The following is a 23,799-nucleotide window of genomic DNA, read 5'->3' as shown; positions in this document are numbered from 1 at the left end:
GGGCGCCCGGACGGGGCACCCCGCACCCATCGAAAGGAACCACCGCCAGATGACGGTCCCCACGAGCGCCGCGACCCCCGAGATCGACGGCGCGGCCGCCGCTGAGCGCCTGGGCATCAGCGCCCACTCCGACGGGGCGTTCACGCCCGTGCAGACGCGCTCCGAGCGCTTCGCGTCGGCCGACGTCGAGGCCTTCGAGGCCGTCACCGGCCGCGAGATCGCCTGGAAGCTGACGCCCGTCGCCCGCCTCGGCGATCTGATCGACGGCGCGCTCGACGGCTCGCCCGCCCCCCTCGAGCACGCGGCGGTGGACGGTGTCGACGTCTCGTGGGTCGGCCGCGACGACCAGCGGATCGGCACCGCCGGCCTCCCCGAGGACCGCGCCGCCGCGAACGCCTGGTCGAGCTTCGAGAAGGCCCTCGCCGTCCGCGTGACGGGAGAGGACGAGAAGGTCGCCACCCTCGTCCGCTCGGGCCTCGGCTCCGCACCCCGCGCCGCGCACACGATCATCGAGGCGGCGCCCTACGCCCGCGCCGTCGTCGTGCTGCAGAACGAGGGGGAGGCCTCCCTCGCGGAGAACGTGGAGATCCTCGTCGGCGAGGGCGCGCAGCTCACCGTCGTCACCGTGCAGGAGTGGGCGGACGACGCCCGGCACCTGGCCAACCACTTCGTGCGGGTCGGACGCGACGCGAAGGTGAAGCACATCGTGGTCACCCTCGGCGGCTCCATCGTCCGGGTGAACCCCTCGGCGCACCTCGTCGAGCGCGGAGCGGACGGCGAGCTCTTCGGCCTGTACTTCGCCGACGGCGGCCAGCACCTCGAGCAGCAGGTGTACGTCGACCACGACGCCCCCGACACCCGCAGCCGCGTGACCTACAAGGGCGCGCTGCAGGGCGAGGGCGCGCGCACCGTCTGGATCGGCGACGTCCTGATCCGCAACAGCGCCACCGGCACCGACAGCTACGAGCAGAACCGCAACCTCGTCCTCTCGGACGGCACGCGCGCCGACTCCATCCCGAACCTCGAGATCGAGACCGGTGACATCGCCGGAGCGGGGCACGCCTCGGCGACCGGCCGCTTCGACGACGAGCAGCTCTTCTACCTGCAGTCCCGCGGCATCCGTGAGGACGAGGCGCGACGCCTGGTCGTGCGCGGGTTCCTCAGCGAGATCGTGCAGCAGATCAAGGTCGCCGAGCTCGAGGACCGCCTGCAGCTCGCGATCGAGGCGGAGCTCGCCGGCAGCGCCGGCCAGACCGGCTCCTCCCGCGGAGCGGCGGTCCCCGCATGAGCAACGCCGCGATGATCTGCTCGGTCTCCGAGCTGATCCCCAACCAGGCCATGCGGGTCGAGGTCGACGGAGTCGCGATCGCGGTCGTGCAGGACTCCGCCGGCGAGATCCACGCCATCGGCGACACCTGCACCCACGGCGAGATCTCGCTCTCCGAGGGCTTCGTCGAGGGCGACAGCCTAGAGTGCTGGGCGCACGGCTCCCAGTTCTCCCTCCGCACCGGCACCCCCCTGAACCTCCCGGCCTACGAGCCGGTCCCCGTCTTCGTCGTCGAGATCATCGACGGCGACGTCTACATCGACCCGACCGTCACGAAGGAAGTCTGAATGTCCGTTCTCCAGATCAGCGATCTCCACGTCAGTGTCGAGACCGAGCAGGGGACCAAGCAGATCCTCCGCGGTGTCGATCTCACCATCAACCAGGGTGAGATCCACGCGATCATGGGCCCCAACGGGTCCGGCAAGTCCACCCTCGCGTACACGATCGCGGGACACCCGAAGTACCACGTCGACGGCGGCTCGATCACCCTCGACGGCGTCGAGGTCCTCGACATGTCCGTCGACGAGCGCGCCCGCGCGGGCCTCTTCCTCGCCATGCAGTACCCGGTCGAGATCCCCGGTGTGACCAACACCAACTTCCTCCGCACCGCCAAGACCGCGATCGCCGGCGAGGCGCCCGCGATCCGCACGTGGACGAAGGACGTCAAGTCGGCGATGGCGAACCTCCGCATGGACTCGTCCTTCGCGGCGCGCAACGTCAACGAGGGCTTCTCGGGAGGTGAGAAGAAGCGCAACGAGATCCTCCAGCTCGAGCTGCTCGCCCCGCAGTTCGCCGTCCTCGACGAGACCGACTCCGGCCTGGACGTCGACGCGCTCAAGATCGTGTCGGAGGGCGTCAACCGCGCCCACCAGAGCACCGGTCTCGGCGTGCTGCTGATCACGCACTACACGCGGATCCTGCGCTACATCCAGCCCGACTTCGTCCACGTCTTCGTCGCCGGCCGCGTCGCCGAGCAGGGCGGCAAGGAGCTCGCCACCCGGCTCGAGGACGAGGGCTACGACCGCTTCCTGACCTCGGCGACGGTCTGATCATGGCGGTCACCACTCTCGAGCCGAAGCTCTTCGACCAGGTCGAGGAGGCCCTCAAGGACGTGATGGATCCCGAGCTCGGGGTCAACGTGGTCGACCTGGGACTCATCTACGATCTGGGCTGGGACGACGAGAACGACGCCCTCGTCATCCACATGACCCTCACCTCGGCGGGCTGCCCGCTGACCGACGTGCTCGAGGAGCAGACCGCCGAGTCGCTCGACGGCATCGTCGAGGCGTTCCGGATCAACTGGGTCTGGATGCCGCCGTGGGGTCCCGACCGGATCACCGAGGACGGGCGCGACATGATGCGCGCACTCGGCTTCTCGATCTAGCCGCTGCACACCGACGCCGAAGGGCCGGGAGGAGTCGTCCTCCCGGCCCTTCGGCGTTCCTGTCGTCTTCAGCCTGTCGCAGTCCGTCGTGGAGTCGGAACGGCCGCGCGGGACGGCTCCGGAGTCCGGGGCCGTCGTCGCCCCCGCCGGTCGAGTCGGTGGAGGTGCCCACCGAGGTCGAGCAGGAGGACCGGGCGGCTCGACCTCTGCCGGACGCCCGAAGGGCCGGGAGGAATCGTCCTCCCGGCCCTTCGGCGTCCGTGCGACCGCTCAGCGCGAGCGGCGCGAGAGCATCGCCCAGGTGGTGGGGAGCAGCGCGGCGGCGACCAGCGCCTTGAGCGCGTCGCCGACCAGGAAGGGCACGAGTCCCGCGGAGAGGACGGAGCCGAGGTCGGCGGGCAGCCCCAGCGAGGCGAGGGCGGCGGCCAGCCAGGGCAGGCCGACGAGGTAGATGGTGGCGGTGCCGGCGAGGAAGGTCACCAGCGTGCCGAGGACGCGACGGTCCCACTGCCGCTGGGCGAGCCACCCGGTGACGATCGACGCGAGGACGAAGCCGACGATGTAGCCGCCGGTGGGACCCGCGAGGACCGCCCAGCCGTGCGAGCCCTCGGTGAAGACCGGGGCGCCGAGAGCGCCGACGAGCGCGTACACGAGCATGGAGAGCGCGCCGCGGAGTGCGCCGAGCGTCGTGCCGACCAGGAGGACCGCGAAGGTCTGGCCCGTGAAGGGGACCGGCCACATCGGGATGAACAGCTGCGCCATCGCTGCGGTGAGACCTGCACCCGCGAGCACCAGCAGGGCGTCGGTCGCGACGGAGCGGGTGACGAGCCGGTCGGCGAGGACCGGGCGCGGGAGGGCGGAAGAGGAAGGGGACATGGGTGATCTCCGAGAGTCCTGGTCGCCCGAGAGCGAGGAGCGAGCGCGTCCGCGGTGAGCGGACGTGGATCCGCCCCGCGGCTCAGGAAATATACTAGGGGGCTGCCGCATCGCGGCCCCTTGCCCCACTCCTCCCGAACCGAACGCCATTTCTTGGCGGGAACGGACAGCACTGTGCTCAGCGTGCACGACCTCGAACTCCGAGTCGGCGCCCGACTCCTGATGGAGAACGTCTCCTTCCGGGTGGGCGACGGCGACAAGGTCGGCCTCGTCGGCCGCAACGGGGCGGGGAAGACGACGCTGACCAAGGTCCTCGCGGGCGACCTCATCGCCTCGAAGGGCACGGTCGACCGCGGCGGCGAGATCGGCTACCTCCCTCAGGACCCGCGCTCCGGCGACCCGGAGGAGCTCGCGCGCACCCGCATCCTCGACGCCCGCGGGCTGGGGCAGCTGGTGCTCGGCATGCAGGAGGCGACGGTCGCGATGTCGAGCAGCGACACCTCCGTGAGCGAGGCCGGCATGAAGAAGTACGGCAACCTCACGGATCGCTTCCTCTCCCTGGGCGGATACGCGGCTGAGGCGGAGGCCGCGTCGATCGCGAGCAACCTCAACCTCCCCGACCGGATCCTCGACCAGCCGCTCAAGACGCTCTCCGGTGGCCAGCGGCGCCGCATCGAGCTCGCGCGCATCCTCTTCTCCGACGCGAGCACGCTGATCCTCGACGAGCCGACGAACCACCTCGACGCCGACTCCGTCGTCTGGCTCCGCGAGTTCCTCAAGAACTACCGCGGCGGCTTCATCGTGATCAGCCACGACATCGAGCTGGTCGGCGAGACCGTGAACCGCGTCTTCTACCTCGACGCCAACCGCCAGGTCATCGACGTCTACAACATGAACTGGAAGAACTACCAGCGCCAGCGCGCCGCCGACGAGGAGCGCCGCAAGAAGGAGCGGGTCAACGTCGAGAAGAAGGCCGGCGCCCTCCAGCTGCAGGCCGCGAAGTTCGGCGCGAAGGCCTCGAAGGCCGCAGCGGCGCACCAGATGGTCGCGCGTGCCGAGCGCATGCTCAGCGGGCTCGAGGAGGTCCGCGCGGTCGACCGCGTCGCGAAGCTCCGGTTCCCGACCCCGTCCGCCTGCGGTCGCACCCCTCTGCAGGCTCAGAACCTGTCGAAGAGCTACGGCTCGCTCGAGATCTTCACCGCCGTCGACCTCGCGATCGACCGCGGCTCCAAGGTCGTCATCCTGGGGCTCAACGGAGCGGGCAAGACGACGCTCCTGCGCATCCTGGGCGGTGTCGACCAGCCCGACACCGGAGTGATCGAGGCCGGGCACGGCCTCCGGATCGGCTACTACGCGCAGGAGCACGAGACGATCGACGTCAAGCGCTCGGTGCTCGAGAACATGGTCTCCTCCAGCCCGAACCTCACCGAGACCGAGGCCCGCCGGGTCCTGGGCTCGTTCCTGTTCACCGGCGACGACTCGCACAAGCCGGCCGGGGTCCTCTCCGGCGGGGAGAAGACCCGTCTCGCCCTGGCGATGATCGTGGTCTCGGGCGCGAACGTGCTCCTGCTCGACGAGCCCACCAACAACCTCGACCCCGCGAGCCGCGAGGAGATCCTCGACGCGCTCGCGCACTACGAGGGCGCGGTCGTCCTGGTCAGCCACGACGAGGGAGCCGTCGAGGCGCTGAACCCCGAGCGCGTCCTGATCATGCCGGAGGGCACCGAGGACCACTGGGCGGCCGACTACCTCGACCTGATCACGCTCGCCTAGCGGGCGTCGAGCAGCTCGTCCTCGACCTCGGAGTCGCTGCGGCCGCGGCGTCGGCGGCGCTCCTCGCGCCGCTCCTCGGCCGCGACGACCTCGGGGTCGTCGGCGTTGCGGATGCGGTACTCGTGGCGGATCGCCCAGCCGAGCCCGCCGAAGCCCATGACGGCGAACAGCACCCACTGGATGGCGTAGCTGATGTGCAGGCCCTCGTCGGCGACCGGCTTGATCGCGGCCAGCGGGGGAGCGTCGACCGGCGCCGGCGCCTCGGCGACCAGCAGGCCGTACGCCGAGGTCCGCAGGGGCTCGTCCAGCTGCGTCGACAGGTCGTCGAGCTGGATCGTGGCGATCTGGCCGGCCGGTGCGGAGCGTCCGTCGATCCGTCCCTCCGCGGGCTTGAGGCGGGCGACGACGGTCACCTCCCCCTCGGGCGGCGCGGGGATCGCGTCGGGGGAGTCCTGGGTCGAGCCGACGGGGACCCAGCCGCGGTCGACGACGAACACGCTGCCGTCGTCGAGCCGCAGCGGCGTCAGGATCTCGAAGCCGGGGTTGCCGTTGTAGGGCCGGTTGCGGACGAGGGTCTGCCCCTGCGTCTCGTAGACGCCGGTGACCTCGACCGGGCGGTACTCGAGCGCGTCGTCCCACGTGGAGTCGGCGGGGAGCAGCCCGTCGAGCGCCACCGGGTCGGCGGTCCAGTTCGCGGTGACCAGCCGGTTGGTCGAGGCGGCCTGGTCGAGCCGCGCGACCTGCCAGCGCGAGAGCAGCACGCAGGCGACGGCGAAGACGATCGCGAGAGCGAGGTAGCCGAACCAGCGTCGCGAGAAGACGAAGCGCCAGGAGGGACGGGGCGCGTCGCCGCTCATCGTTCCGCTCCGCGATCGACCGTGTAGAGCGGCTTCACCTCGAGCGGGAAGTCGCGGGCGAGGAGGAACTCGCGCAGGAACTCCAGGTGCTCGCCGCAGGCCAGCCAGGTCTTCCGACGGTCCTCCGCGTGGATCCTCGGGTTCCGCCACTCGATCGCGAACGTCGCCGTCCGCGGGCAGCCCGCTCGGGAGCAGGCGTGCGCGTCGGGGACCCGGCCGAGCGGGATCACGTCCGGTCTCCCCGCGGGTCGCCGCCCTCGGGGCCGGTCGGCGCCTCGGAGTCGGGGGCGGGGGGCGGCGGGACCGGCCGGGAGAGGACGATCGCACCCGGCCGCTCGACGTTGCCGCGCTCGCCCGCACTGCCGACGTTGGCCAGCACGACGGCGAAGTAGGGCAGGACCACGGCGCCGATGGCGAAGAACAGCAGCCACCAGCCGTGGGCGAAGAGCAGGCAGATGACGCAGAGCATCCTGATGCCCATGGCGACCGAGTACTTGATCGCGCGGGAGCGCCGCTCGGCGCTCGGCGACGGCGGTAGGGAGGTGAGTGTCTCGCGTGGTTTCACAGCCCTGCAAGCCTACGTCGCGGCGGGCGGGTGCAGGCCGGGAGGGCCTCATCCCGGAATCTGTTGCGCGACGCGCCTCTAGGATGTACGGGTCGCCCGGCGCCGCACGAGCGCCGGCAGGAGGGACACCATGACCACGCCGCGCACCGTCCTCGTCACCGGGGGCAACCGGGGGATCGGCTTCGCCATCGCCCAGGAGTTCGTGGCCGCCGGTCACCGGGTCGCCGTGACCGCGCGCTCGGGATCCGGTCCGGAGGGCTCTCTCACCGTCGTCGCGGACGTGACCGACGCCGCCTCCGTCGACGCCGCGTTCACGCAGGTCGAGGCGGAGCTGGGCCCGGTCGAGATCCTGGTGGCGAACGCGGGCATCACCCGCGACACCCTGCTGCTGCGCATGACGGAGGAGGACTTCACGTCCGTCGTCGACACGAACCTCACCGGGGCGTTCCGCGTCGTCAAGCGCGCATCGAAGGGGATGCTCAAGCAGCGCTTCGGTCGCGTCGTCCTCATCTCCAGCGTGGTCGGCCTCTACGGGTCGCCGGGCCAGATCAACTACTCCTCGTCGAAGGCCGCCCTCGTGGGCTTCGCCCGCTCGCTGACCCGCGAGCTCGGCGCCCGCAACATCACCGCCAACGTCGTCGCTCCCGGCTTCATCGAGACCGACATGACCGCGGAGCTCTCGCCGGAGCAGCAGGCGGAGTACCGGAAGAGCATCCCGCTCGCCCGCTACGGCACCGCTGCCGAGGTCGCGAAGGTCACGCGCTGGCTGGCCGGCGACGAGGCCGCGTACATCTCGGGTGCCGTGATCCCGGTCGACGGCGGCCTCGGGATGGGCCACTGACCGATAAGCCCTGGGCTTATATCCGACGGATATAAGCTCTAGGCTTATGCGATGACCTCCTCCGATGTCGTCGCCGTGCTCCTGGACCTGGTGACCTCCCGCTCCCTCGTCGACCGCGCGGGTGCTCAGCGCGAGATCGAGCGGGGCTTCGCCGAGGTGGAGGCCGCGGTCCCGGCGATCCAGCCCCTGCACCCGACGGTCGGCGACGAGTTCCAGGCGATCTACCCCTCCGTCCACGCCGCACTCCGGGCGACGCTGCAGGCGCGCCTCTCGCTCCCGGCCGGCGTCGACTGCCGCGCGGGCATCGGCCTGGGCGAGGTGCGGGTGGTCGGGTCGGGGATCGCGGGGGACCTCGAGGACGGGTCCGGCTGGTGGCGCGCGCGCGAGGCCATCGATCGCGCCCACGCGCTCGAGGACGGTGCCGTGCCCACGGCCCGCGGATGGTTCGTCGCCGGGGACGCCGACGGGGACTCCGGCGAGGCGGCCGTCAACGCCTACCTCCTCTCCCGCGACGCGCTGGTCGGAGCGCTCAGCGCGCGCGATCGCCGACTCGTGCTGGGGAGCCTGCGCGGAGCGTCGCAGAAGGAGCTGGGCGAGCAGGAGTCGATCTCGCAGCCCGCCGTCTCGCAGGCGCTGCGGCGCGCGGGAGCGGGCGCGCTCCTCGCCGGCGCGCGCCTGCTGGAGGAGACGTGCTGACGGTGCTGCTGCTCGCCGTGATCGGCCTCGGCGACCTCGCGCGCACGCACCTCCGCCGCCGTGCGGCCCTCCTCGCGATCCCCGTGCTCGCCGCCGCAGCCGTGACCGCAGCGCTCCTCGTCGGAGTCCCGCCGCTCGGTGCGGCGATCGTCGTCGTCCTGGCCGGAGCCTGGCTGCTGACGACCACGACCGTCGAGAACGCGCGGCCGCCAGGGGGTCTGCGTCCGGCCGTCGCCCTCGTCGCGGCGGTCCTGGTGCTGACCGCTGTCGACCGCGCAGTCGGCGTCCCGACGGGGCCGCTCGCGCCGACCACCGTCGCGAGCACGCTCCCTCCGATCGAGCAGCTCGCTCTGGCGGTCGGAGCCGGGCTCTTCCTGCTGGAGAGCGGCAACGTGATCGTGCGGGCGGCGCTGTTCCGCGAGCTCCCGCAGGCCGAGCCCGCGCCGCGTCCGCGCTGGAGCGAGCGGTTCGCGCGGCGGGAGCCGGCCGACGCCCGCCTGCCGGACCTCCAGGGCGGGCGCACGATCGGACCGCTGGAGCGGCTGCTGATCGCCGGTCTCACGCTCGCCGGAGCGATCGGCCTCGCCGGTGCTGTGCTCGCGGCCAAGGGGATCGTGCGCTTCCCCGAGATCTCCCGCGACGGCGGCAGCGGCGAGAAGGCGGAGTACTTCCTGGTGGGCTCGCTCGTCAGCTGGGCGCTGGCGCTCGGCTGCGCCGGACTCGTCGCGATCGCGGGCCGCTGACCTTCCTGAGGCCGGGGGAGGCGGGCCTCAGCCGCGGAGGCCGAGGACAGGCAGCAGCTGCGACAGGTCGAGGCCGCCGACGACGAGGTCGGCGCGCTCGCGCACCAGGGGCTTGGCGTTGAAGGCGACCGCGAGGGAGGCGACCGCCATCATCTCCAGGTCGTTCGCACCATCGCCGACGGCGATCGTGCGCTGCGGCGGGACGCCCGAGACCGCCGCCCACTCGCGGAGCGCCTCCGCCTTGGCCGCGGCGTCGATGACCGCCCCGTCGACCGCTCCGGTCAGCAGGCCGCCCCCGCAGCAGAGGCGGTTGGCCCGGACGAAGTCGAGGCCGAGCGCACCGGCGACCGGGTCGAGGACCTCGTGGAACCCTCCGGACACCACACCGATGCGGCCGCCGGCGGCGTGGACGCCGGCCACGAGCTCGGCGGCGCCGGGTGTGACGCGGACGCCCGAGCTCACACCGGGGAGCACCGACTCCGGGACCCCGGCGAGAGTGGCGACCCGCTCGCGGAGGCTCTCGCCGAAGTCGAGCTCGCCGCGCATCGCCCGCTCCGTGACGGCGGCGACGCGCTCCTCGGAGCCGGCGTGCACCGCGAGGAGCTCGATCACCTCGTCCTGGAGGAGGGTGGAGTCCGCGTCGAGGACGACGAGGAAGCGGGCAGGCGTCGCAGGACGCTCACTCATGGGCCGGTCCGATCGGTCGGGTGGGCGCGCCGGGGCGCAGAGCTCGACCCGCGGGGGTGCTACGGGTGGACGACGACGCCCTTGCCGACGACGGTGATGCCCGACTCGGTGACGGTGAACCCGCGCTCGCGATCGCGGTCGTGGTCCACGCCGACTCGAGCACCGGGCTCGACGACGACGTCCTTGTCGAGGATAGCGCGGACGACCAGCGCGTCCGGGCCGATGCGGACCTTGTCGAAGACCACCGAGTCGGTGACCGTCGCGTTCGACTCGATGACCGTCCAGGGCCCGACGACGCTGCGCTCGATGTGCGCGCCCGAGATCACGGTACCGAGCGAGACGACCGAGTCGACCGTCGATCCCATGTTGCCCTTGCCGTCGCGGACGATCTTGGCCGGAGGGGAGTTCAGCTGCGACGAGAAGATCGGCCACTGCTGGTTGTAGAGGTTGAAGACCGGCAGCGCCGAGATGAGGTCCTGGTGGGCCTCGAAGAAGGAGTCGATGGTGCCGACGTCCCGCCAGTAGTAGCGGTCGCGGTCGGTCGAGCCGGGGACGTCGTTGAGCTTGAGGTCGTAGACGCCGGCCTCGCCGCGCGCGACGAAGTCCGGGATGATGTCGCCGCCCATGTCGTGGTCCGACGTGGAGGACTCGCCGTCGCGGATGACCGCGTCGATCAGGGCGTCCGCGTCGAAGACGTAGTTGCCCATGGAGGCGAGGACCTCGTGCGGGGAGTCGGCCAGGCCGACGGCGTCCTTGGGCTTCTCGAGGAACTCGGAGATCATCGTCGGGACGATGCCGTCGCCCGCCTCGTCACCGGCGAGCTGGATGACGCCGAACTGGTCCGCGAGCTCGATCGGCTGGCGGATGGCCGCGACGGTCGCCTTCGCACCGGACGCGATGTGCGCGTCGATCATCTGCGAGAAGTCCATCCGGTAGACGTGGTCGGCGCCGACCACGACGACGATGTCGGGCTTCTCGTCGCGGATCAGGTTGAGGCTCTGCAGGATCGCGTCGGCCGAGCCGCTGAACCAGCGCTTGCCCAGGCGCTGCTGCGCGGGGACCGAGGCGACGTAGGAGTTCAGGAGCCCGGAGAGGCGCCAGGTCTGCGAGACGTGGCGGTCGAGCGAGTGCGACTTGTACTGCGTCAGCACGACGATCTGGGTGAGACCGGAGTTGATCAGGTTGGACAGCGCGAAGTCGATCAGCCGGTACTGCCCGCCGAACGGCACCGCGGGCTTGGCCCGGTCCGCCGTGAGGGGCATGAGGCGCTTTCCCTCGCCGCCGGCGAGGACGATGCCGAAGATCTTCTTTGACTGCATGGCACCACAGTAGGGGCTCGGGCTTCCCCGTGGACCCCGGCTGTCGCCGGGGGAGCGCCCTGTACTACGGTTCGGGGGTGCGAGTCGATCTGCTGACCAAGGAATACCCGCCCGAGGTGTACGGGGGAGCCGGTGTCCACGTGGCCGAGCTCACCAAGGCGCTGCGCAGCGACCTGGAGGTCGTGGTGCGCTGCTTCGGCGCGCCGCGCGAGGAGGAGGGCACGTTCGCGTACTCCGTCCCCGCGGAGCTCGCCGAGGCGAACGGCGCGCTGCAGACCCTCGGGGTCGACCTGCAGATCGCGCAGGACGCGGCGGGGGCCGACCTGGTCCACTCCCACACCTGGTACGCCAACGACGCGGGGCGTCTCGCCCAGCTCCTGCACGGCATCCCGCACGTGGTCTCGGCGCACAGCCTCGAGCCGCTGCGTCCGTGGAAGGCCGAGCAGCTCGGCGGCGGCTACCGCGTCTCGAGCTGGATCGAGCGGGAGGCGTACGAGAACGCCGACGCCGTGATCGCGGTGTCCGGCGGCATGCGCGAGGACATCCTCCGCTCCTACCCGGCCCTGGACCCGGCGAAGGTCCACGTGGTCTACAACGGCATCGACCTCGACGCCTGGCACCCGGTCGAGGACGAGGCCGTCCTCGCCGAGCTGGGCATCGACCCCTCGCGCCCCTCCGTGGTCTTCGTCGGCCGCATCACCCGGCAGAAGGGCCTGCCCTACCTGCTCCGCGCCGCCGCGACCCTGCCTCCCGAGGTGCAGCTCGTGCTCTGCGCGGGCGCCCCCGACACCCCCGAGATCATGGCCGAGGTCACCTCCCTCGTCCGCAGCCTCCAGGAGGAGCGCACCGGCGTCGTCTGGATCGACCGGCATCTGCCGCGCCACCAGCTCTCCGCGGTCCTGACGAACGCGACCACGTTCGTCTGCCCCTCGATCTACGAGCCCCTCGGCATCGTCAACCTCGAGGCGATGGCCTGCGGTGCGGCGGTCGTCGGGACGGCGACCGGCGGCATACCGGAGGTCGTCGACGACGGCGTGACCGGCCGTCTCGTCCCGATCGAGCAGGTCACCGACGGCACCGGCACCCCCGTGGACCCGGAGCGCTACGTCGCCGACCTGGCCGCCGCCCTCGCCGAGGTCGTCGCCGACCCGGAGACGGCGAAGCGGATGGGCGCCGCGGGCCGCGAGCGCGCGCAGAGCCACTTCAGCTGGACGCAGATCGCGCGGGACACCCGGGCGATCTACGACTCGCTCGTCTGAGCCTCCCGGCCGCCTCCTTTAGAATGGCTCCCATGCCCAGCGTTGTCTCGTTCGTCGATGTGTCCTTCGTCCGGAACGGCAAGCGGATCCTCGACCACGTGTCGTGGGACGTGGCCGAGGACGAGCGCTGGGTGATCCTCGGCCCCAACGGGGCGGGCAAGACCTCGATCCTGCAGATCGCCGCCGCGCAGAACTACCCCTCGACCGGTGCCGCGCACCTGCTCGAGGAGACCCTCGGCCGGGTCGACGTGTTCGAGCTGCGCCCGCGCATCGGCTACGCCTCGACCGCGATGGCGCGCCGCCTCCCGGCCGGCGAGAGCGTGCTCGACGTCGTGATGACCGCCGCCTACGCCGTCACCGGCCGCTGGAACGAGGGCTACGACGCGATCGACGAGCGCCGCGCCCGCCGCGTGCTGTCCGAGTGGAAGCTCGAGCACCTCGCCGAGCGCACCTTCGGGACGCTCTCGGACGGCGAGCAGAAGCGCGTCCAGATCGCCCGCGCGATCATGACCGACCCCGAGCTGCTCCTGCTCGACGAGCCGGCCGCGAGCCTCGACCTCGGCGCCCGCGAGGAGCTCGTCCAGCTGCTGGGCGGCTTCGCGAAGGACCCGGCGTCGCCCGCGATCGTGATGGTGACCCACCACGTCGAGGAGATCCCCGACGGCTTCACCCACGCCCTGCTCCTCCGCGACGGAGCGGTGGTGGCGGCGGGCCCGCTGGCCGAGTCCCTGACCGAGGCGACGCTCGCCGAGACCTTCGGGCTCGACATCGCTCTCACCCGCGAGAACGGGCGCTTCTCGGCCCGCGCCCGCGGCTGACCCCGGCTCCGGGGTCCGGGCGCGGCGCGACTTCTGCGCGCGCTTTCGGTCTGGTATTCTCGGTAGCTGGTTCGGGCCCGTTCGCGGTGCGCCCGCCCTCATCCACCCGTTCCCGTCGACGACAGGTGCGGTTCAGGACCATCGACGACAGGACACGACCATGAAGACCGACATCCACCCCGAGTACTCCGCGATCGTCTTCCGCGACCTCGCGTCCGGTGAGACCTTCCTCACCCGCTCGACCGCGAAGAGCAGCAAGACGATCGAGCTCGACGGCGTGACCTACCCCGTCATCGACGTCGAGATCTCCTCCGCCTCGCACCCGTTCTACACGGGCAAGCAGCGCATCATGGACTCGGCCGGCCGCGTCGAGAAGTTCAACAGCCGCTACAAGAACTTCGGCAAGTAGCACTCCTCGAAGGGCCCTCGACCTCACGGTCGGGGGCCCTTCGTCGTTCCCGCGGGGCGGTCCTCAGTAGCGGTAGAAGCCCTCTCCGGTGGCCGTTCCGAGGCGGCCGCGATCGAGGTATTCCGTCTTCAGGTGGGCGGCGAACGCCTGGGAGGCCTCGTCCGGGGCCGCGGCGGCGATGTTGTAGGCGGTCCGCAGACCGACGACGTCGAAGATCTGGAAGGGTCCGAGCGGGGCGCCGGTGCCGATCCTCCAGGTCTTGTCGATGGTCTCGTAGTCGGCGTAGCCGCCCATGAGCAGCCCCGACGCGGCGTTGAGGAGCGGCACCAGCAGCGAGTTCAGGACGTAGCCGGCCTTCTCCTTCTGCAGCCTGATGGGCTCGAGGCCGCTGGAGACGGCGAACTCCACGATGGCGTCGACCACGGCGGGGTCCGTGTCCGTCGTCCCCATGATCTCGGCCGTGTTCTGCGCCCAGACGTGGTTGGCGTAGTGCAGCGCGAGGAACCGGTCGGGTCGGCCGGTTGAGGCCTTCAGGTCGCTGGGGAGCAGCGTGGACGAGTTGGTCGCGAAGACCGTGCGCTCGGGAGCGAGCGCACCCAGGCGGCCGTACAGCTCCTGCTTCAGGCCCAGGTCCTCGGGGACAGCCTCGATCACGAGGTCGGCGTCGGCGACAGCCTCCGCGAGGTCGGAGGTGAGGCGGAGGGAGTCGAGCGCCTCCTGCGGTCCGCCGGCGACGCCGCCGGGCACCGACTCGTAGACGCCCGCGAGACCGCGGAGCCGCTCGCGCGCCGACTCGAGGACGTCGTCGGAGAGGTCGTAGACGGTGACGGCGAAGCCGTGGAAGGCCGACTGGAAGGCGATCTGGGAGCCGAGCACTCCGCTGCCGAGGACGGTGACCGTGCGGATCGTGGGCATGACTTCTCCTTGCGAGAGGGGGGAGGGGGAACACGTGCTCACCCGATCCCACAGCGCCGCGGTCCGCGGAGCGAGGGCTTGCGCCGACGGGCGGGCCGTGGCCGTCGGGGAGCCGGCGCGGTAGCGTCCCGGCATGGTGTCCTTCGCCGACAAGCCGATCCTGCCGTTCACGACTCCTGAAGAGTGGGACGCCTACCTCCGCGGCGAGCCCGACCCGGACGGAGTCCGGCTGAAGCTGCGGAAGAAGGCCGCCGTCGATCCGGGGATCACCTACGCCGAGGCGCTCGACATCGCGCTCTGCCACGGCTGGATCGACGGTCAGGCGGGAGCCTTCGACGAGCAGTTCAAGCTCCAGGCCTTCACCCCGCGGCGTCGCGCTAGCCCGTGGTCCAAGGTCAACCGCGATCACGTCGCACGGCTGCTGGCGGAGGGCCGGATGCTGCCGGGCGGGCTGGCCGAGGTCGAGCGGGCACGCGCCGACGGGCGCTGGGACGCGGCCTACCGGCAGCGCGATGCGGAGGTGTCGGACGACTTCCAGCGGGCGCTCGACGCGGATCCGCAGGCCCTGGCCTTCTTCGCGACCGTCGGCGGGCAGAAGCGCTTCGCGTTCCTCTTCCGCCTCTCGCAGCTGAAGCGGGCGGCGACGCGGGAGCGGCGGATCGCGGAGTACGTGGCGCTCCTGCGCGAGGGGCGCACGCTGACCTGAGGGGTCAGTGGCGGACCGGCCAGCCCCCGTCGGCGACGAAGGACTCGTCGCGGACGCGGCGCATGTACTCCTGGAAGGACTCGGCCTGGGTGCGGCACCAGTCGACCTGGAGCGCGTGCAGGGCCTCCGCGCCGACTCCGAGCTCGTCGGCGAAGGCGCGGCCCAGCGCCTGGGCGACCCGACCCGCCGCGATCGCGTCCGCGCCCGCGTCGTGCGCCTCGGTGAGGGCGACGCCGTAGTGCTCGGCGGCGAGGGTCAGGGTGCGCTTGCCCTTGCGGTAGCGGTCCACCGCCTTGTCGATCACGAGCGGATCGACGACGGGGCTCGGGTCGAGCAGCACGGGCACGCCCCAGCGGCGCGCCTCGTGGGCGAGGAGCGAGAGGTCGTAGGGGGCGTTGTAGACGACGACCGGGATGCCGCGGGCGAGGAGCGAGCGCAGCGCCTCGGAGATCTCGGCCACGACCTCGCCGGCGGGGCGGCCGTGCGCGCGGGCGTGCTCGGTGCTGATCCCGTGGACGGCGGAGGCGCCGGCCGGGATCTCGACCTCGGGATCGGCGAGCCAGGTCGTGCCCTCGATCGGCTCGCCCGCCGCGTCGATCACGCCGACGTGCGCGGTGACGATGCGGCTCGTGCGGACGTCGATGCCGGTGGTCTCGAGGTCGAACACGGCCAGCAGGTCGAACCACCGCGCCCCTTCGGAGGGGACGAGCTCCTGCTCGGCGTCGTCGAACAGCATCGGCTCGGTCTGCGTCTCGGTCGTTCCGGTGGTGCTCACGCCGACAGCCTAAAGGGGGCCTCCGACATCGGCCGGAGGCCCCTCGGCGTGCTGCCGGGTCAGCGGGCCTCGTGCGCCTTGGCGACGTGGAGCCAGAAGAAGCCCTGCGTGCCGAGCGTCATCGTCAGCGTGCCGTCGTCCGAGAATCCGGGGAAGCGGCCGCCGCCGAACAGGTCGCTCAGCGTCGATCCGGGGTTCTCCGGGTCGGTGATCGTGACCGAGACCGGGTTGTGGTTGAAGCTGAAGACGCAGAGCACCTCCTCGGGCTGGTCGCCCATCTCGGAGCCCGAGCCGGCGTAGTCCCGCACGAAGGCGAGCACCGACTCGTGGTCCGTCTCGAGGACGCGCATCGACCCGAGGCCGAACGCCGGGTGGCCGCGGCGCACGTGCAGGACGTTCCGCATCCAGTGCAGCAGGGAGCGGGACTGCGCCAGCTGCGCCTCCACGTTGACCTGGTTGTAGTGGTAGACGAGCGACTGGACGATCGGCTGCACGAGCTTGCCGGGGTCGGCGGCCGAGAAGCCGGCGTTCCGGTCGGGCGTCCACTGCATCGGCGTGCGCGACGCGTCGCGGTCGTTGAGCCAGATGTTGTCGCCCATGCCGATCTCGTCGCCGTAGTACAGGAACGGGCTGCCGGCGAGGGAGAAGAGCAGGGCGTTGATCAGCTCGAGCTCGGCGCGCGAGTTGTCCAGAAGCGGCGCGAGCCTGCGGCGGATGCCGATGTTGGAGCGCATCCGCGGGTCGTAGGCGTACCAGCCGTACATGGCCTGGCGGTACTCCTCGGACACCATCTCGAGCGTGAGCTCGTCGTGGTTGCGGAGGAACACGCCCCAGGCGGCGCCGCTGGGGATGTCGAACGTCTCGGAGAGCACCTTCTTCAGCTCGTTCGCCGTCTGCGCGCGGAGGGAGTAGAAGATGCGCGGCATGACCGGGAAGTCGAACGCCATGTGGCACTCGGGCTCCTCCTCCGTGCCGAAGAACGCGGCGACCTCCCGCGGCCACTGGTTCGCCTCGGCGATCAGGATGCGGCCGGGGTAGTCGCGGTCGACCATGGTGCGGAGGTTCTTGATGAACTCGTGGGTGGGCGGCTCGCCCTCTCCGTTGCCCTCGTCGGACTCGTAGAGGTAGGGGATCGCGTCGAGCCGGATGCCGTCGACGCCGAGGTCGAGCCAGAACTTGACCACGTCGTGGATCGCCTCGTGCACGGCGGGGTTCTCGAAGTTGAGGTCCGGCTGGTGCGAGAAGAAGCGGTGGAAGTAGAACTGGCGGCGCTCGGCGTCGAAGGCCCAGTTCGAGTCCTCGGTGTCGACGAAGATGATGCGGATGTCCGGCCACTTGTCGTCGGTGTCGTTCCAGACGTAGAAGTCGCCGTAGGGGCCCTCGGGGTCGGACCGGGACTGCTGGAACCACTCGTGCTGGTCGCTGGTGTGGTTGAGCGGGAAGTCCATCACGATGCGCATGTTGCGCTCGTGGGCCTTCCGGACGAGGTCGCGGAAGTCCTCCATCGTGCCGAACTCGGGGAGGATCGCCTTGAAGTCGGAGACGTCGTAGCCGCCGTCGCGCAGAGGTGACATGTAGAACGGCGGGAGCCAGAGGGCGTCGATCCCGAGCCACTGCAGGTAGTCGAGCTTGGAGGCGAGCCCGTTGATGTCGCCGGCGCCGTCGCCGTTGGAGTCGTAGTACGACCGGATCATCACCTCGTAGAACACCGCCCGGCGGTACCACTGGGGGTCGAGGGCGAGTCCGGGGAGTTGGATCGGCGACGTGAAGCTCACGGTGCTCCTTCTGCTGCTGCCTGAGCGGATGACCGTCTCGCGAGACGGGTGGGCGGTGCGCCGTGTTGCGAGCGCGTGATCATGCTCCCGGCTCGGATCGAGGCCACGCAAGGCGTTGCGGCCAGATCTTCGACGGGCTTTCCCTACGATAAGGAACGCGATGACCACTCCCTCCCCCTACGCCTCCGATCTCGGCCGTGTCCCCGTCCGCGAGGCCGCGGTGGACGTCGCCGGATCCCGCACCGCCTACTGGACCTACGGCGCTCCGGACGCCTCGACCGTCCTCGTGCTGGTGCACGGGTTCCGCGGCGAGCACCACGGCCTCGAGCCCGTCGTCGCCCGTCTGCTCGCCGGGGGAGCGGACGTGCGGGTCGTCGCTCCCGACCTGCCCGGCTTCGGCGCCTCGACCCCGATGACGCGCCTGCCGCACGACGTGGACGGCTACGCCTCCTGGCTCGGCTCCTTCCTCGACACGCTGGGGCTCCGCGGCGAGGCGGCCGTCCTCGGCCACTCCTTCGGCTCGATCGTCGCGGCCGCGGCTGTCGCCGACGGGCTGCCCGCTCCGCTCCTGGTGCTGGTCAACCCGATCGGCGCGCCCGCCCTGCAGGGTCCCCGCGGCGTCCTGACCAGGCTCGCCGTCCTCTACTACCGGCTCGGCGCGCTCCTGCCGGGGCCCCTCGGACACCGCCTGCTCAGCGACCCGCTGATCGTGCGGGTGATGAGCCTGGCGATGGTGAAGACGAAGGAGCCGGCGCTGCGACGCTTCGTGCACGACCAGCACGACCGCTACTTCAGCGCCTTCGCCTCCCGCGACACGGTCCTCGAGGCGTTCCGCGCCTCCGTCTCGCACGACGTCGGCGAGTACGCCTCCCGGATCGGCGTGCCGACGCAGCTGATCGCCGCGGCGCAGGACGACATCACTCCGCTCCCGGCGCAGTACCGCCTGCTCGAGAGGCTGCCGCACGCCCGCCTGCACGTCATCGACGGAGTCGGCCACCTGATCCACTACGAGACGCCGGACGAGGCCGCCGCCGTGCTGCGGACGGCCCTCGAGGAGGGGATCGACCGATGAGGATCGTCGTCGACTGCCGGTACACCCGGCTCGAGCGGCACGACGGGATCAGCCGCTACACCGCGGAGCTCGTCCGCGAGCTCGCGAAGCTGCACGACGTGACCATGCTGATCAGCGACCGCCGCCAGCTCGCGATGCTCCCGTCGCTCCCGTGGGAGCGCGTGACCGGGCCGACCAGCCCGTTCGAGCCGTTCGTCGCGCTGCTGGTGAACCGGCTGCGGCCCGACGTGGTCTTCTCGCCGATGCAGACCATGGGCTCGCTCGGCCGCCGCTACCGGCTCGTCCTGACCGTGCACGACCTCATCTACTACCGCCACCGCACTCCGCCGCGCGACCTGGCCGCTCCCGTGCGCGCGCTCTGGCGGCTCTACCACCTCGCCTGGTGGCCGCAGCGGAGGCTCCTCCAGCGCGCCGACGCGGTCGTCACCGTCTCGGAGACGACCCGCGACCTGATCCGCTCCCACCGCCTCACCACCCGGCCGGTGGTCGTCGTCCCGAACGCGGCGACCGAGCCCGACGAGGCGAGCGCTGCTCTGGCGGGATCGCTGCCCGACCGGTCGGCCGCGCGCTCGCTCGTCTACATGGGCTCGTTCATGCCCTACAAGAACGTCGAGACGCTCGCGCGCGCGATGCGGCTGCTGCCCGACTACGAGCTGCACCTGATGAGCCGAGCGAGCGACGAGACCGTCGAGACGCTCCGGGCCCTGGCGCCGACCGCGAAGCTGGTGTTCCACCAGGGGGCGCCGGACGCGGAGTACCGCGCGGTGCTCGCGCGGGCGACCGCTCTCGTGACGGCGAGCAGGGACGAGGGCTTCGGGATCCCGCTGGTCGAGGCGATGGCGCTCGGGACGCCGGTCGTGGTGAGCGACATCCCGATCTTCCGCGAGATCGCCCAGGACGCCGCCGTGTACGTCGACCCGTCGAGCGCGAAGGGCATCGCGGACGGTGTGCGGTCGCTCGAGGACGGCGCCGTGTGGCGGACGCACTCGGCCCGGGCGAGGGAGCGGGCCGCGGCCTTCTCCTGGCGCGACTCCGCCCGGGTGCTCTTCGGGCTCCTGCAGGACCTCGGCCGGCGCTGACGCGGTCCGGCGATCGGACCGCCTCCGGGAGGCGGGCCGTCAGGCTCCCGGGGCCGGGCTGAGCACGTCGTCGAGGTCGACGTCCGCCACGACCACGTCGCCGGAGTCGTCGACGCCGACGATGCGCAGTGCCCCGTCGACGATCGCGAAGTCGTGCCGGGAGCCGTTGCCGACCGAGACGCCGTGCACGGGGAGGTCCTCGCTGCTGAGCGCGCGGATCAGGCTGCCGATGACCGCACCGTGCGTGGCGACGACGACGGACGCGTCGGGGAAGCGCTCGGCCACCTCGAGCAGCGCGGCGGTCGCCCGCTCGACGACCTCGGCGCGGGTCTCGCAGCCGGGGATCGGCGCGCGCTCGATGCCTCCGGGGAAGCGCTCGGCGAGCTCGGGACCGGTCATCCCCTCCGCCTCGCCGTAGGCGCGCTCGGCCAGGCCCGGCACCGCCAGCGGCTCGTCGAGTCCGAGACCGCGCGCAATGATCGCTCCGGTGTCGAAGGCGCGCTGCAGCGGACTGGCGACCACCGCGTCGAAGCGCCGTTCGGCGAGCAGCCGCGCCGCCGCCCGCGCCTGGGCGCGCCCGGTCGCGTTGAGCGGGATGTCGCTCCTGCCCTGGATGCGCCGGGCGGCGTTCCAGTCGGTCTGGCCGTGGCGGACGAGGGTGAGCTGGGTCACAGGGGCCTCTCGGGAGGTCGGGTGCGGAGCGGGCGGGAGCTCAGAGGGCGGCGGTGCGGCGCGCGGGCAGGCGCTCGGCGAGCTCGCGGAGCACCTCGCTGGTGCCGCCGTCGATCTTGATGCTCGCGCGCGAGTCACCCTTGGTGGTGCCGCGGTTGACGATCACGATCGGCATCCGGGCGCGACGGGCGATCTCGAGGAAGCGGATGCCGGAGTTGACCACGAGCGACGAGCCGGCCACGAGCAGGGCGTCGGCGCCCGCGACGATGGCGCGCGCCTCCTCGAACCGCTCGGTCGGGATGAACTCGCCGAAGAAGACGATGTCCGGCTTCAGGATCCCGCCGCAGACCGTGCACTCGGGGACGGTCATCGCCGAGACGTCGTGGACCTCGGCGTCGCCGTCGGGGTTGAGGGAGGAGACGTCGGGGTCGTCGAGCCAGGGGTTGAGCGCCTCGATCCGCTCGGCCACCGCGTCGCGGGCGAAGTACTGGCCGCAGGTCATGCAGCGCACACGGTCCGCCGAGCCGTGCAGATCCACGACGCGGCGCGAGCCGGCCCGGACGTGCAGGCCGTCGACGTTCTGGGTGACGACGCCCGTGAGCAGGCCGCGCTCCTCGAGCCGGGCCAGGGCCCGGTGGCCGTCGTTGGGGAGCGTGCTGGTGAAGCGGCGCCAGCCGAGCTGGCTGCCGGCCCAGTACCGGCGGCGGTAGTCGGGATCGGCGACGAACTGGGAGTAGGTCATCGGGCTGCGCACCGGTGCCCCGGCTCCGCGGTAGTCGGGGATGCCCGAGTCGGTGCTCATGCCCGCGCCGGTGACGGCGGCGATGCGGCGCCCGCTGAGGAGTTCGACGGCCTGCTCGACCGCGAGCGCCTCGGGGCCCTCGGCGACCGGTGTCGGACTCGACTCCATCCGCGCCTCCTTCGAGGGCCGTTCGAGCGGCCCCCGACGAGTTTAGTCCGCGCCGTGCCCTAGATTGCCGGGATGCCGATCGTGCACATCACCGACCTCGACCACCCGCTCCTCGCCGACTACCACCGCCTCACCGACGTGGCGCTGCGGCGGGTGCTGGAGCCGGAGGGCGGTCTGTACATCGCCGAGTCGGCCAAGGTGATCGAGCGGGCGCTCGACGCCGGGCACCGTCCCCGCTCGGTCCTGGTGCAGGAGAAGCGGCTGCCGGACGCGGCCGGGGTGCTCGAGCGTCACCCCGAGGTGCCGGTCTTCGTGGCGCCGGATCCGCTGATCGAGGAGCTGACCGGATTCCACCTCCACCGCGGAGCGCTCGCCTCGATGCACCGTCCGCCGTTGCGGCCGATGGCCGAGCTGCTGGAGGGCGCGCGCCTCGTCGTGATCCTGGAGGACCTGGTCGACCACACCAACGTCGGCGCCGTCTTCCGCGCCGCGGCCGGCATGGGCGCGGACGCGGTGCTCGTGACGCCGCGGTGCGCGGACCCCCTGTACCGGCGCAGCGTCCGGGTGAGCATGGGAACGGTCCTGCAGGTGCCGTGGACGCGCACCCCCGAGTGGGCACCGGCTCGCCGCGCTCTGGAGGAGGCCGGGTTCTCGGTCGCCGCCCTGGCGCTCGCTCCGGACGCGGTGCCGCTCGACGAGTACGCGGCGGCTCGCCCCGAGCGCGTCGCGATCGTCCTGGGCGCCGAGGGGGACGGGCTCAGCCGCGCGGCGCTGGACGCCTCGGACACCGTCGTCACCATCCCGATGCTGCACGGCGTCGACTCGCTCAACGTGGCCTCGGCGAGCGCCGTCGCACTGTGGGCGCTGACCCGCGGGCGCTGACCGCCCGGCTCCGGCGCTCGGCGGCCCCGCGGTGACCTGCTGCTGACGCTCCCGACGCTGGATCGGGGTCGGTGCCGCGCGTCACCCGCCGCGTCCGACGACGGGGCGGCGTCCGGGACGGGTGAGAGGCTCGCCCGTACGATGACGGGGTGACCTCCCCGACCCGATCCGACGACGCCCTCGACCTGTTCGGGGAGCCCGCCGCGCCGGAGCCGCGACCGCGTCGACGGCGCGGGGCGGTCGTCGCCGGTCTCGTCGCCGCGACCGTGCTGGTCGGCGGAGGCGGTGCCTACGCGACCAACGCGGCGACCGCGGAGCTGCCGACGGCGAGCGCCGTCGCGGTGGACCCCGTCTCGAGCACCGTCGACGCGCCCGCTCTGGCCTGGCCTGCCTACGGCTCCGGCGCCGTGGCGGCCGTGGGCATCGACGGGACGGAGGAGGACGGGCTGCTCGCCCGCTACGGCTCCACCGGAACCGTGCCGACGGGGAGCATCGCCAAGGTCGTCACCGCTCTCGTCGTCCTCGCGGCGAAGCCGATCGCGGCGGGGACGGACGGGGAGACCATCACCTTCACGAGCGCGGACGTGCAGTACTACAACGACACCCTGGCCGAGAACGGCTCGAACGCTCCGGTCACCGCGGGTCTGCAGCTGACCGAGCGGGAGGCGCTGACCGCCATGATGCTCCCGTCCGCGAACAACTACGCGAAGTCGCTCGCGATCTGGGCGTACGGCTCGGAGGACGCCTTCCTCGCCGCGGCGCGCGGCTGGCTCGACGGGCAGGGGCTCGAGCGGACCTCCCTCGCCGACACCAGCGGGCTCTCGCCGGCGACGGTCAGCACGACGGCCGAGATGGTGCGCCTGGGCGAGCTGCTGATCGCGGACCCGGTGCTCGCTCCGATCGTCGCGATGCCGACCGCGGTCATCCCGGGGGTCGGCGAGGTCGACAACACCAACTCGCTCCTCGGCCGCTCGGGAGTGGACGGGATCAAGACGGGGACGACCGACGAGGCGGGGTCGTGCCTGCTGTTCTCGCTCGACTCGACCGTCGAGGGCCGGCCGGTCACCCTGGTCGGCGTGGTGGTGGGCGCGCGTACGCACCCGCAGCTCGCCGCGGACGTGCTGACCCTCGTCCCGACCGTCGAGGCGGGCTTCCGGACCGTCCCGCTGACCGTCGAGGGGCAGGAGTACGGCACTCTCACGAGCGCGTGGGGGGAGACGGCGACGGCCGAGACCGCGGAGGCGCGGTCCGTGCTGGTGTGGGGCGCGGTCTCGACGACGACCACGGTCGCCCTCGATCCGCTCGAGACCGTCGCCGACGGTGAGCGCGTGGGGACCGCCGTCGTCGACGTCAACGGCACCCCGTACGAGCTTCCCCTCGTCGCCGACGGGTCGATCGAGGACCCGGGCTTCGCCTGGCGCCTCGGCCACCCGGCCGAGCTGTTCGGCTGAGCGCGGGG

Annotated in this window: 27 protein-coding genes; 16 read left to right on the top strand and 11 right to left on the bottom strand. The window is 71.9% G+C overall.

What is annotated here, in order from left to right; genetic code table 11:
- Window positions 1-49 precede the first annotated feature (49 nt).
- The 4 genes from sufD to C5C63_RS02035 are packed head-to-tail and all read left to right on the top strand — an operon-like array spanning window position 50 to window position 2,711.
- Entirely contained in the window at window positions 50-1,288 is a 1,239-nt protein-coding gene (gene sufD / locus C5C63_RS02050) for a Fe-S cluster assembly protein SufD (RefSeq protein ID WP_104292110.1), read from the top strand.
- The gene (locus tag C5C63_RS02045; RefSeq protein ID WP_077222834.1) at window positions 1,285-1,614 is read left to right on the top strand and encodes a non-heme iron oxygenase ferredoxin subunit; all 330 of its coding nucleotides are present in this window, start codon (window positions 1,285-1,287) and stop codon (window positions 1,612-1,614) included. Before sufD ends, C5C63_RS02045 begins: the two co-directional genes overlap by 4 nt.
- Entirely contained in the window at window positions 1,615-2,376 is a 762-nt protein-coding gene (sufC, locus tag C5C63_RS02040; RefSeq protein WP_104221937.1) for a Fe-S cluster assembly ATPase SufC, read from the top strand. It begins immediately after the preceding gene.
- Window positions 2,377-2,378: 2 nt separating this feature from the next.
- Window positions 2,379-2,711 carry a metal-sulfur cluster assembly factor gene (locus C5C63_RS02035; protein WP_104221939.1) on the top strand — a complete coding sequence of 111 codons (333 nt, stop codon included), beginning with the start codon at window positions 2,379-2,381 and terminating at the stop codon, window positions 2,709-2,711.
- Window positions 2,712-2,981: 270 nt separating this feature from the next.
- On the opposite strand, the gene C5C63_RS02030 is transcribed toward C5C63_RS02035, so the two are convergent.
- The gene (locus C5C63_RS02030; protein ID WP_104232632.1) at window positions 2,982-3,587 is read right to left on the bottom strand and encodes a biotin transporter BioY; all 606 of its coding nucleotides are present in this window, start codon (window positions 3,585-3,587) and stop codon (window positions 2,982-2,984) included.
- Between the two features lie 174 nt (window positions 3,588-3,761).
- On the opposite strand from C5C63_RS02030, the gene C5C63_RS02025 reads away from it, so the two are divergent.
- Window positions 3,762-5,360, top strand: coding sequence for an ABC-F family ATP-binding cassette domain-containing protein (locus C5C63_RS02025; protein WP_104221943.1), 1,599 nt, complete (start codon window positions 3,762-3,764; stop codon window positions 5,358-5,360).
- Here the strand turns inward: C5C63_RS02025 and C5C63_RS02020 are convergent.
- Genes C5C63_RS02020 through C5C63_RS02010 form a run of 3 tightly spaced genes read right to left on the bottom strand, consistent with a single transcriptional unit; the run spans window position 5,357 to window position 6,782 of the window.
- Window positions 5,357-6,217 carry an SURF1 family protein gene (locus C5C63_RS02020; RefSeq protein WP_104232631.1) on the bottom strand — a complete coding sequence of 287 codons (861 nt, stop codon included), beginning with the start codon at window positions 6,215-6,217 and terminating at the stop codon, window positions 5,357-5,359. The genes C5C63_RS02025 and C5C63_RS02020 overlap by 4 nt on opposite strands.
- Window positions 6,214-6,447, bottom strand: coding sequence for a hypothetical protein (locus tag C5C63_RS02015; protein WP_104225286.1), 234 nt, complete (start codon window positions 6,445-6,447; stop codon window positions 6,214-6,216). Before C5C63_RS02015 ends, C5C63_RS02020 begins: the two co-directional genes overlap by 4 nt.
- Window positions 6,444-6,782 carry a DUF3099 domain-containing protein gene (locus tag C5C63_RS02010; protein ID WP_104232630.1) on the bottom strand — a complete coding sequence of 113 codons (339 nt, stop codon included), beginning with the start codon at window positions 6,780-6,782 and terminating at the stop codon, window positions 6,444-6,446. The genes C5C63_RS02015 and C5C63_RS02010 overlap by 4 nt, the downstream gene beginning before the upstream one ends.
- A 130-nt stretch (window positions 6,783-6,912) precedes the next feature.
- On the opposite strand from C5C63_RS02010, the gene C5C63_RS02005 reads away from it, so the two are divergent.
- Genes C5C63_RS02005 through C5C63_RS01995 form a run of 3 tightly spaced genes read left to right on the top strand, consistent with a single transcriptional unit; the run spans window position 6,913 to window position 9,062 of the window.
- Entirely contained in the window at window positions 6,913-7,623 is a 711-nt protein-coding gene (locus tag C5C63_RS02005) for a beta-ketoacyl-ACP reductase (RefSeq protein WP_104232629.1), read from the top strand.
- 51 nt (window positions 7,624-7,674) lie between these two features.
- A complete protein-coding gene (locus tag C5C63_RS02000) occupies window positions 7,675-8,319 on the top strand; it encodes a SatD family protein (protein ID WP_104221954.1) in 645 nt (214 codons plus the stop codon).
- Window positions 8,313-9,062, top strand: a complete 750-nt coding sequence (locus C5C63_RS01995; protein ID WP_104292109.1) for a hypothetical protein — start codon at window positions 8,313-8,315, stop codon at window positions 9,060-9,062. Before C5C63_RS02000 ends, C5C63_RS01995 begins: the two co-directional genes overlap by 7 nt.
- Before the next feature lie 27 nt (window positions 9,063-9,089).
- Here C5C63_RS01995 and serB read toward each other — a convergent pair whose 3' ends face one another.
- Both serB and C5C63_RS01985 read right to left on the bottom strand, forming a co-directional pair.
- Entirely contained in the window at window positions 9,090-9,749 is a 660-nt protein-coding gene (gene serB, locus C5C63_RS01990) for a phosphoserine phosphatase SerB (protein ID WP_104225283.1), read from the bottom strand.
- A gap of 59 nt (window positions 9,750-9,808) precedes the next feature.
- A complete protein-coding gene (locus tag C5C63_RS01985) occupies window positions 9,809-11,068 on the bottom strand; it encodes a glucose-1-phosphate adenylyltransferase (protein ID WP_104257559.1) in 1,260 nt (419 codons plus the stop codon).
- A 77-nt stretch (window positions 11,069-11,145) separates the two neighbouring features.
- Here C5C63_RS01985 and glgA point away from each other — a divergent pair, with 77 nt between their 5' ends.
- From glgA to C5C63_RS01970, 3 genes are all read left to right on the top strand, one after another.
- Entirely contained in the window at window positions 11,146-12,327 is a 1,182-nt protein-coding gene (glgA, locus tag C5C63_RS01980; RefSeq protein ID WP_104325412.1) for a glycogen synthase, read from the top strand.
- Between the two features lie 32 nt (window positions 12,328-12,359).
- On the top strand, window positions 12,360-13,145 hold the full coding sequence (locus C5C63_RS01975; RefSeq protein WP_104221964.1) for an ABC transporter ATP-binding protein: 786 nt from the start codon (window positions 12,360-12,362) through the stop codon (window positions 13,143-13,145).
- Between the two features lie 160 nt (window positions 13,146-13,305).
- On the top strand, window positions 13,306-13,554 hold the full coding sequence (locus C5C63_RS01970) for a type B 50S ribosomal protein L31 (RefSeq protein ID WP_068253003.1): 249 nt from the start codon (window positions 13,306-13,308) through the stop codon (window positions 13,552-13,554).
- A 63-nt stretch (window positions 13,555-13,617) separates the two neighbouring features.
- Here the strand turns inward: C5C63_RS01970 and C5C63_RS01965 are convergent, their stop codons facing one another.
- Window positions 13,618-14,469, bottom strand: a complete 852-nt coding sequence (locus C5C63_RS01965) for a 3-hydroxyacyl-CoA dehydrogenase (protein WP_104325411.1) — start codon at window positions 14,467-14,469, stop codon at window positions 13,618-13,620.
- 133 nt (window positions 14,470-14,602) lie between these two features.
- On the opposite strand from C5C63_RS01965, the gene C5C63_RS01960 reads away from it, so the two are divergent.
- The gene (locus C5C63_RS01960; protein WP_104267329.1) at window positions 14,603-15,175 is read left to right on the top strand and encodes a YdeI family protein; all 573 of its coding nucleotides are present in this window, start codon (window positions 14,603-14,605) and stop codon (window positions 15,173-15,175) included.
- A gap of 4 nt (window positions 15,176-15,179) precedes the next feature.
- Here the strand turns inward: C5C63_RS01960 and C5C63_RS01955 are convergent, their stop codons facing one another.
- Both C5C63_RS01955 and treS read right to left on the bottom strand, forming a co-directional pair.
- Window positions 15,180-15,911, bottom strand: coding sequence for a 3'-5' exonuclease (locus C5C63_RS01955; protein ID WP_104325474.1), 732 nt, complete (start codon window positions 15,909-15,911; stop codon window positions 15,180-15,182).
- Between the two features lie 98 nt (window positions 15,912-16,009).
- The gene (treS, locus tag C5C63_RS01950; RefSeq protein ID WP_104221970.1) at window positions 16,010-17,725 is read right to left on the bottom strand and encodes a maltose alpha-D-glucosyltransferase; all 1,716 of its coding nucleotides are present in this window, start codon (window positions 17,723-17,725) and stop codon (window positions 16,010-16,012) included.
- 160 nt (window positions 17,726-17,885) lie between these two features.
- On the opposite strand from treS, the gene C5C63_RS01945 reads away from it, so the two are divergent.
- Both C5C63_RS01945 and C5C63_RS01940 read left to right on the top strand, forming a co-directional pair.
- Window positions 17,886-18,797, top strand: a complete 912-nt coding sequence (locus C5C63_RS01945) for an alpha/beta fold hydrolase (protein WP_104257556.1) — start codon at window positions 17,886-17,888, stop codon at window positions 18,795-18,797.
- Window positions 18,794-19,876, top strand: a complete 1,083-nt coding sequence (locus tag C5C63_RS01940; RefSeq protein ID WP_104225279.1) for a glycosyltransferase family 1 protein — start codon at window positions 18,794-18,796, stop codon at window positions 19,874-19,876. The genes C5C63_RS01945 and C5C63_RS01940 overlap by 4 nt, the downstream gene beginning before the upstream one ends.
- Before the next feature lie 39 nt (window positions 19,877-19,915).
- Here C5C63_RS01940 and C5C63_RS01935 read toward each other — a convergent pair whose 3' ends face one another.
- The gene (locus tag C5C63_RS01935) at window positions 19,916-20,548 is read right to left on the bottom strand and encodes a histidine phosphatase family protein (RefSeq protein WP_104257555.1); all 633 of its coding nucleotides are present in this window, start codon (window positions 20,546-20,548) and stop codon (window positions 19,916-19,918) included.
- A 40-nt stretch (window positions 20,549-20,588) separates the two neighbouring features.
- Window positions 20,589-21,458: a Sir2 family NAD-dependent protein deacetylase gene (locus tag C5C63_RS01930; protein ID WP_104250355.1), complete on the bottom strand. Its 870-nt coding sequence runs from the start codon at window positions 21,456-21,458 to the stop codon at window positions 20,589-20,591.
- A gap of 72 nt (window positions 21,459-21,530) precedes the next feature.
- Between C5C63_RS01930 and C5C63_RS01925 the strand changes: the two genes are divergently transcribed.
- Both C5C63_RS01925 and C5C63_RS01920 read left to right on the top strand, forming a co-directional pair.
- Window positions 21,531-22,340, top strand: coding sequence for an RNA methyltransferase (locus tag C5C63_RS01925; protein WP_104232619.1), 810 nt, complete (start codon window positions 21,531-21,533; stop codon window positions 22,338-22,340).
- A gap of 149 nt (window positions 22,341-22,489) precedes the next feature.
- Window positions 22,490-23,791, top strand: coding sequence for a D-alanyl-D-alanine carboxypeptidase family protein (locus tag C5C63_RS01920; RefSeq protein ID WP_104292104.1), 1,302 nt, complete (start codon window positions 22,490-22,492; stop codon window positions 23,789-23,791).
- Window positions 23,792-23,799 lie beyond the last annotated feature (8 nt).

The organism is Rathayibacter sp. AY1B8 (assembly GCF_002932775.1).
Classification (GTDB): Bacteria; Actinomycetota; Actinomycetes; order Actinomycetales; family Microbacteriaceae; genus Rathayibacter.
This window is presented reverse-complemented; position numbering and strand designations above follow the sequence as displayed.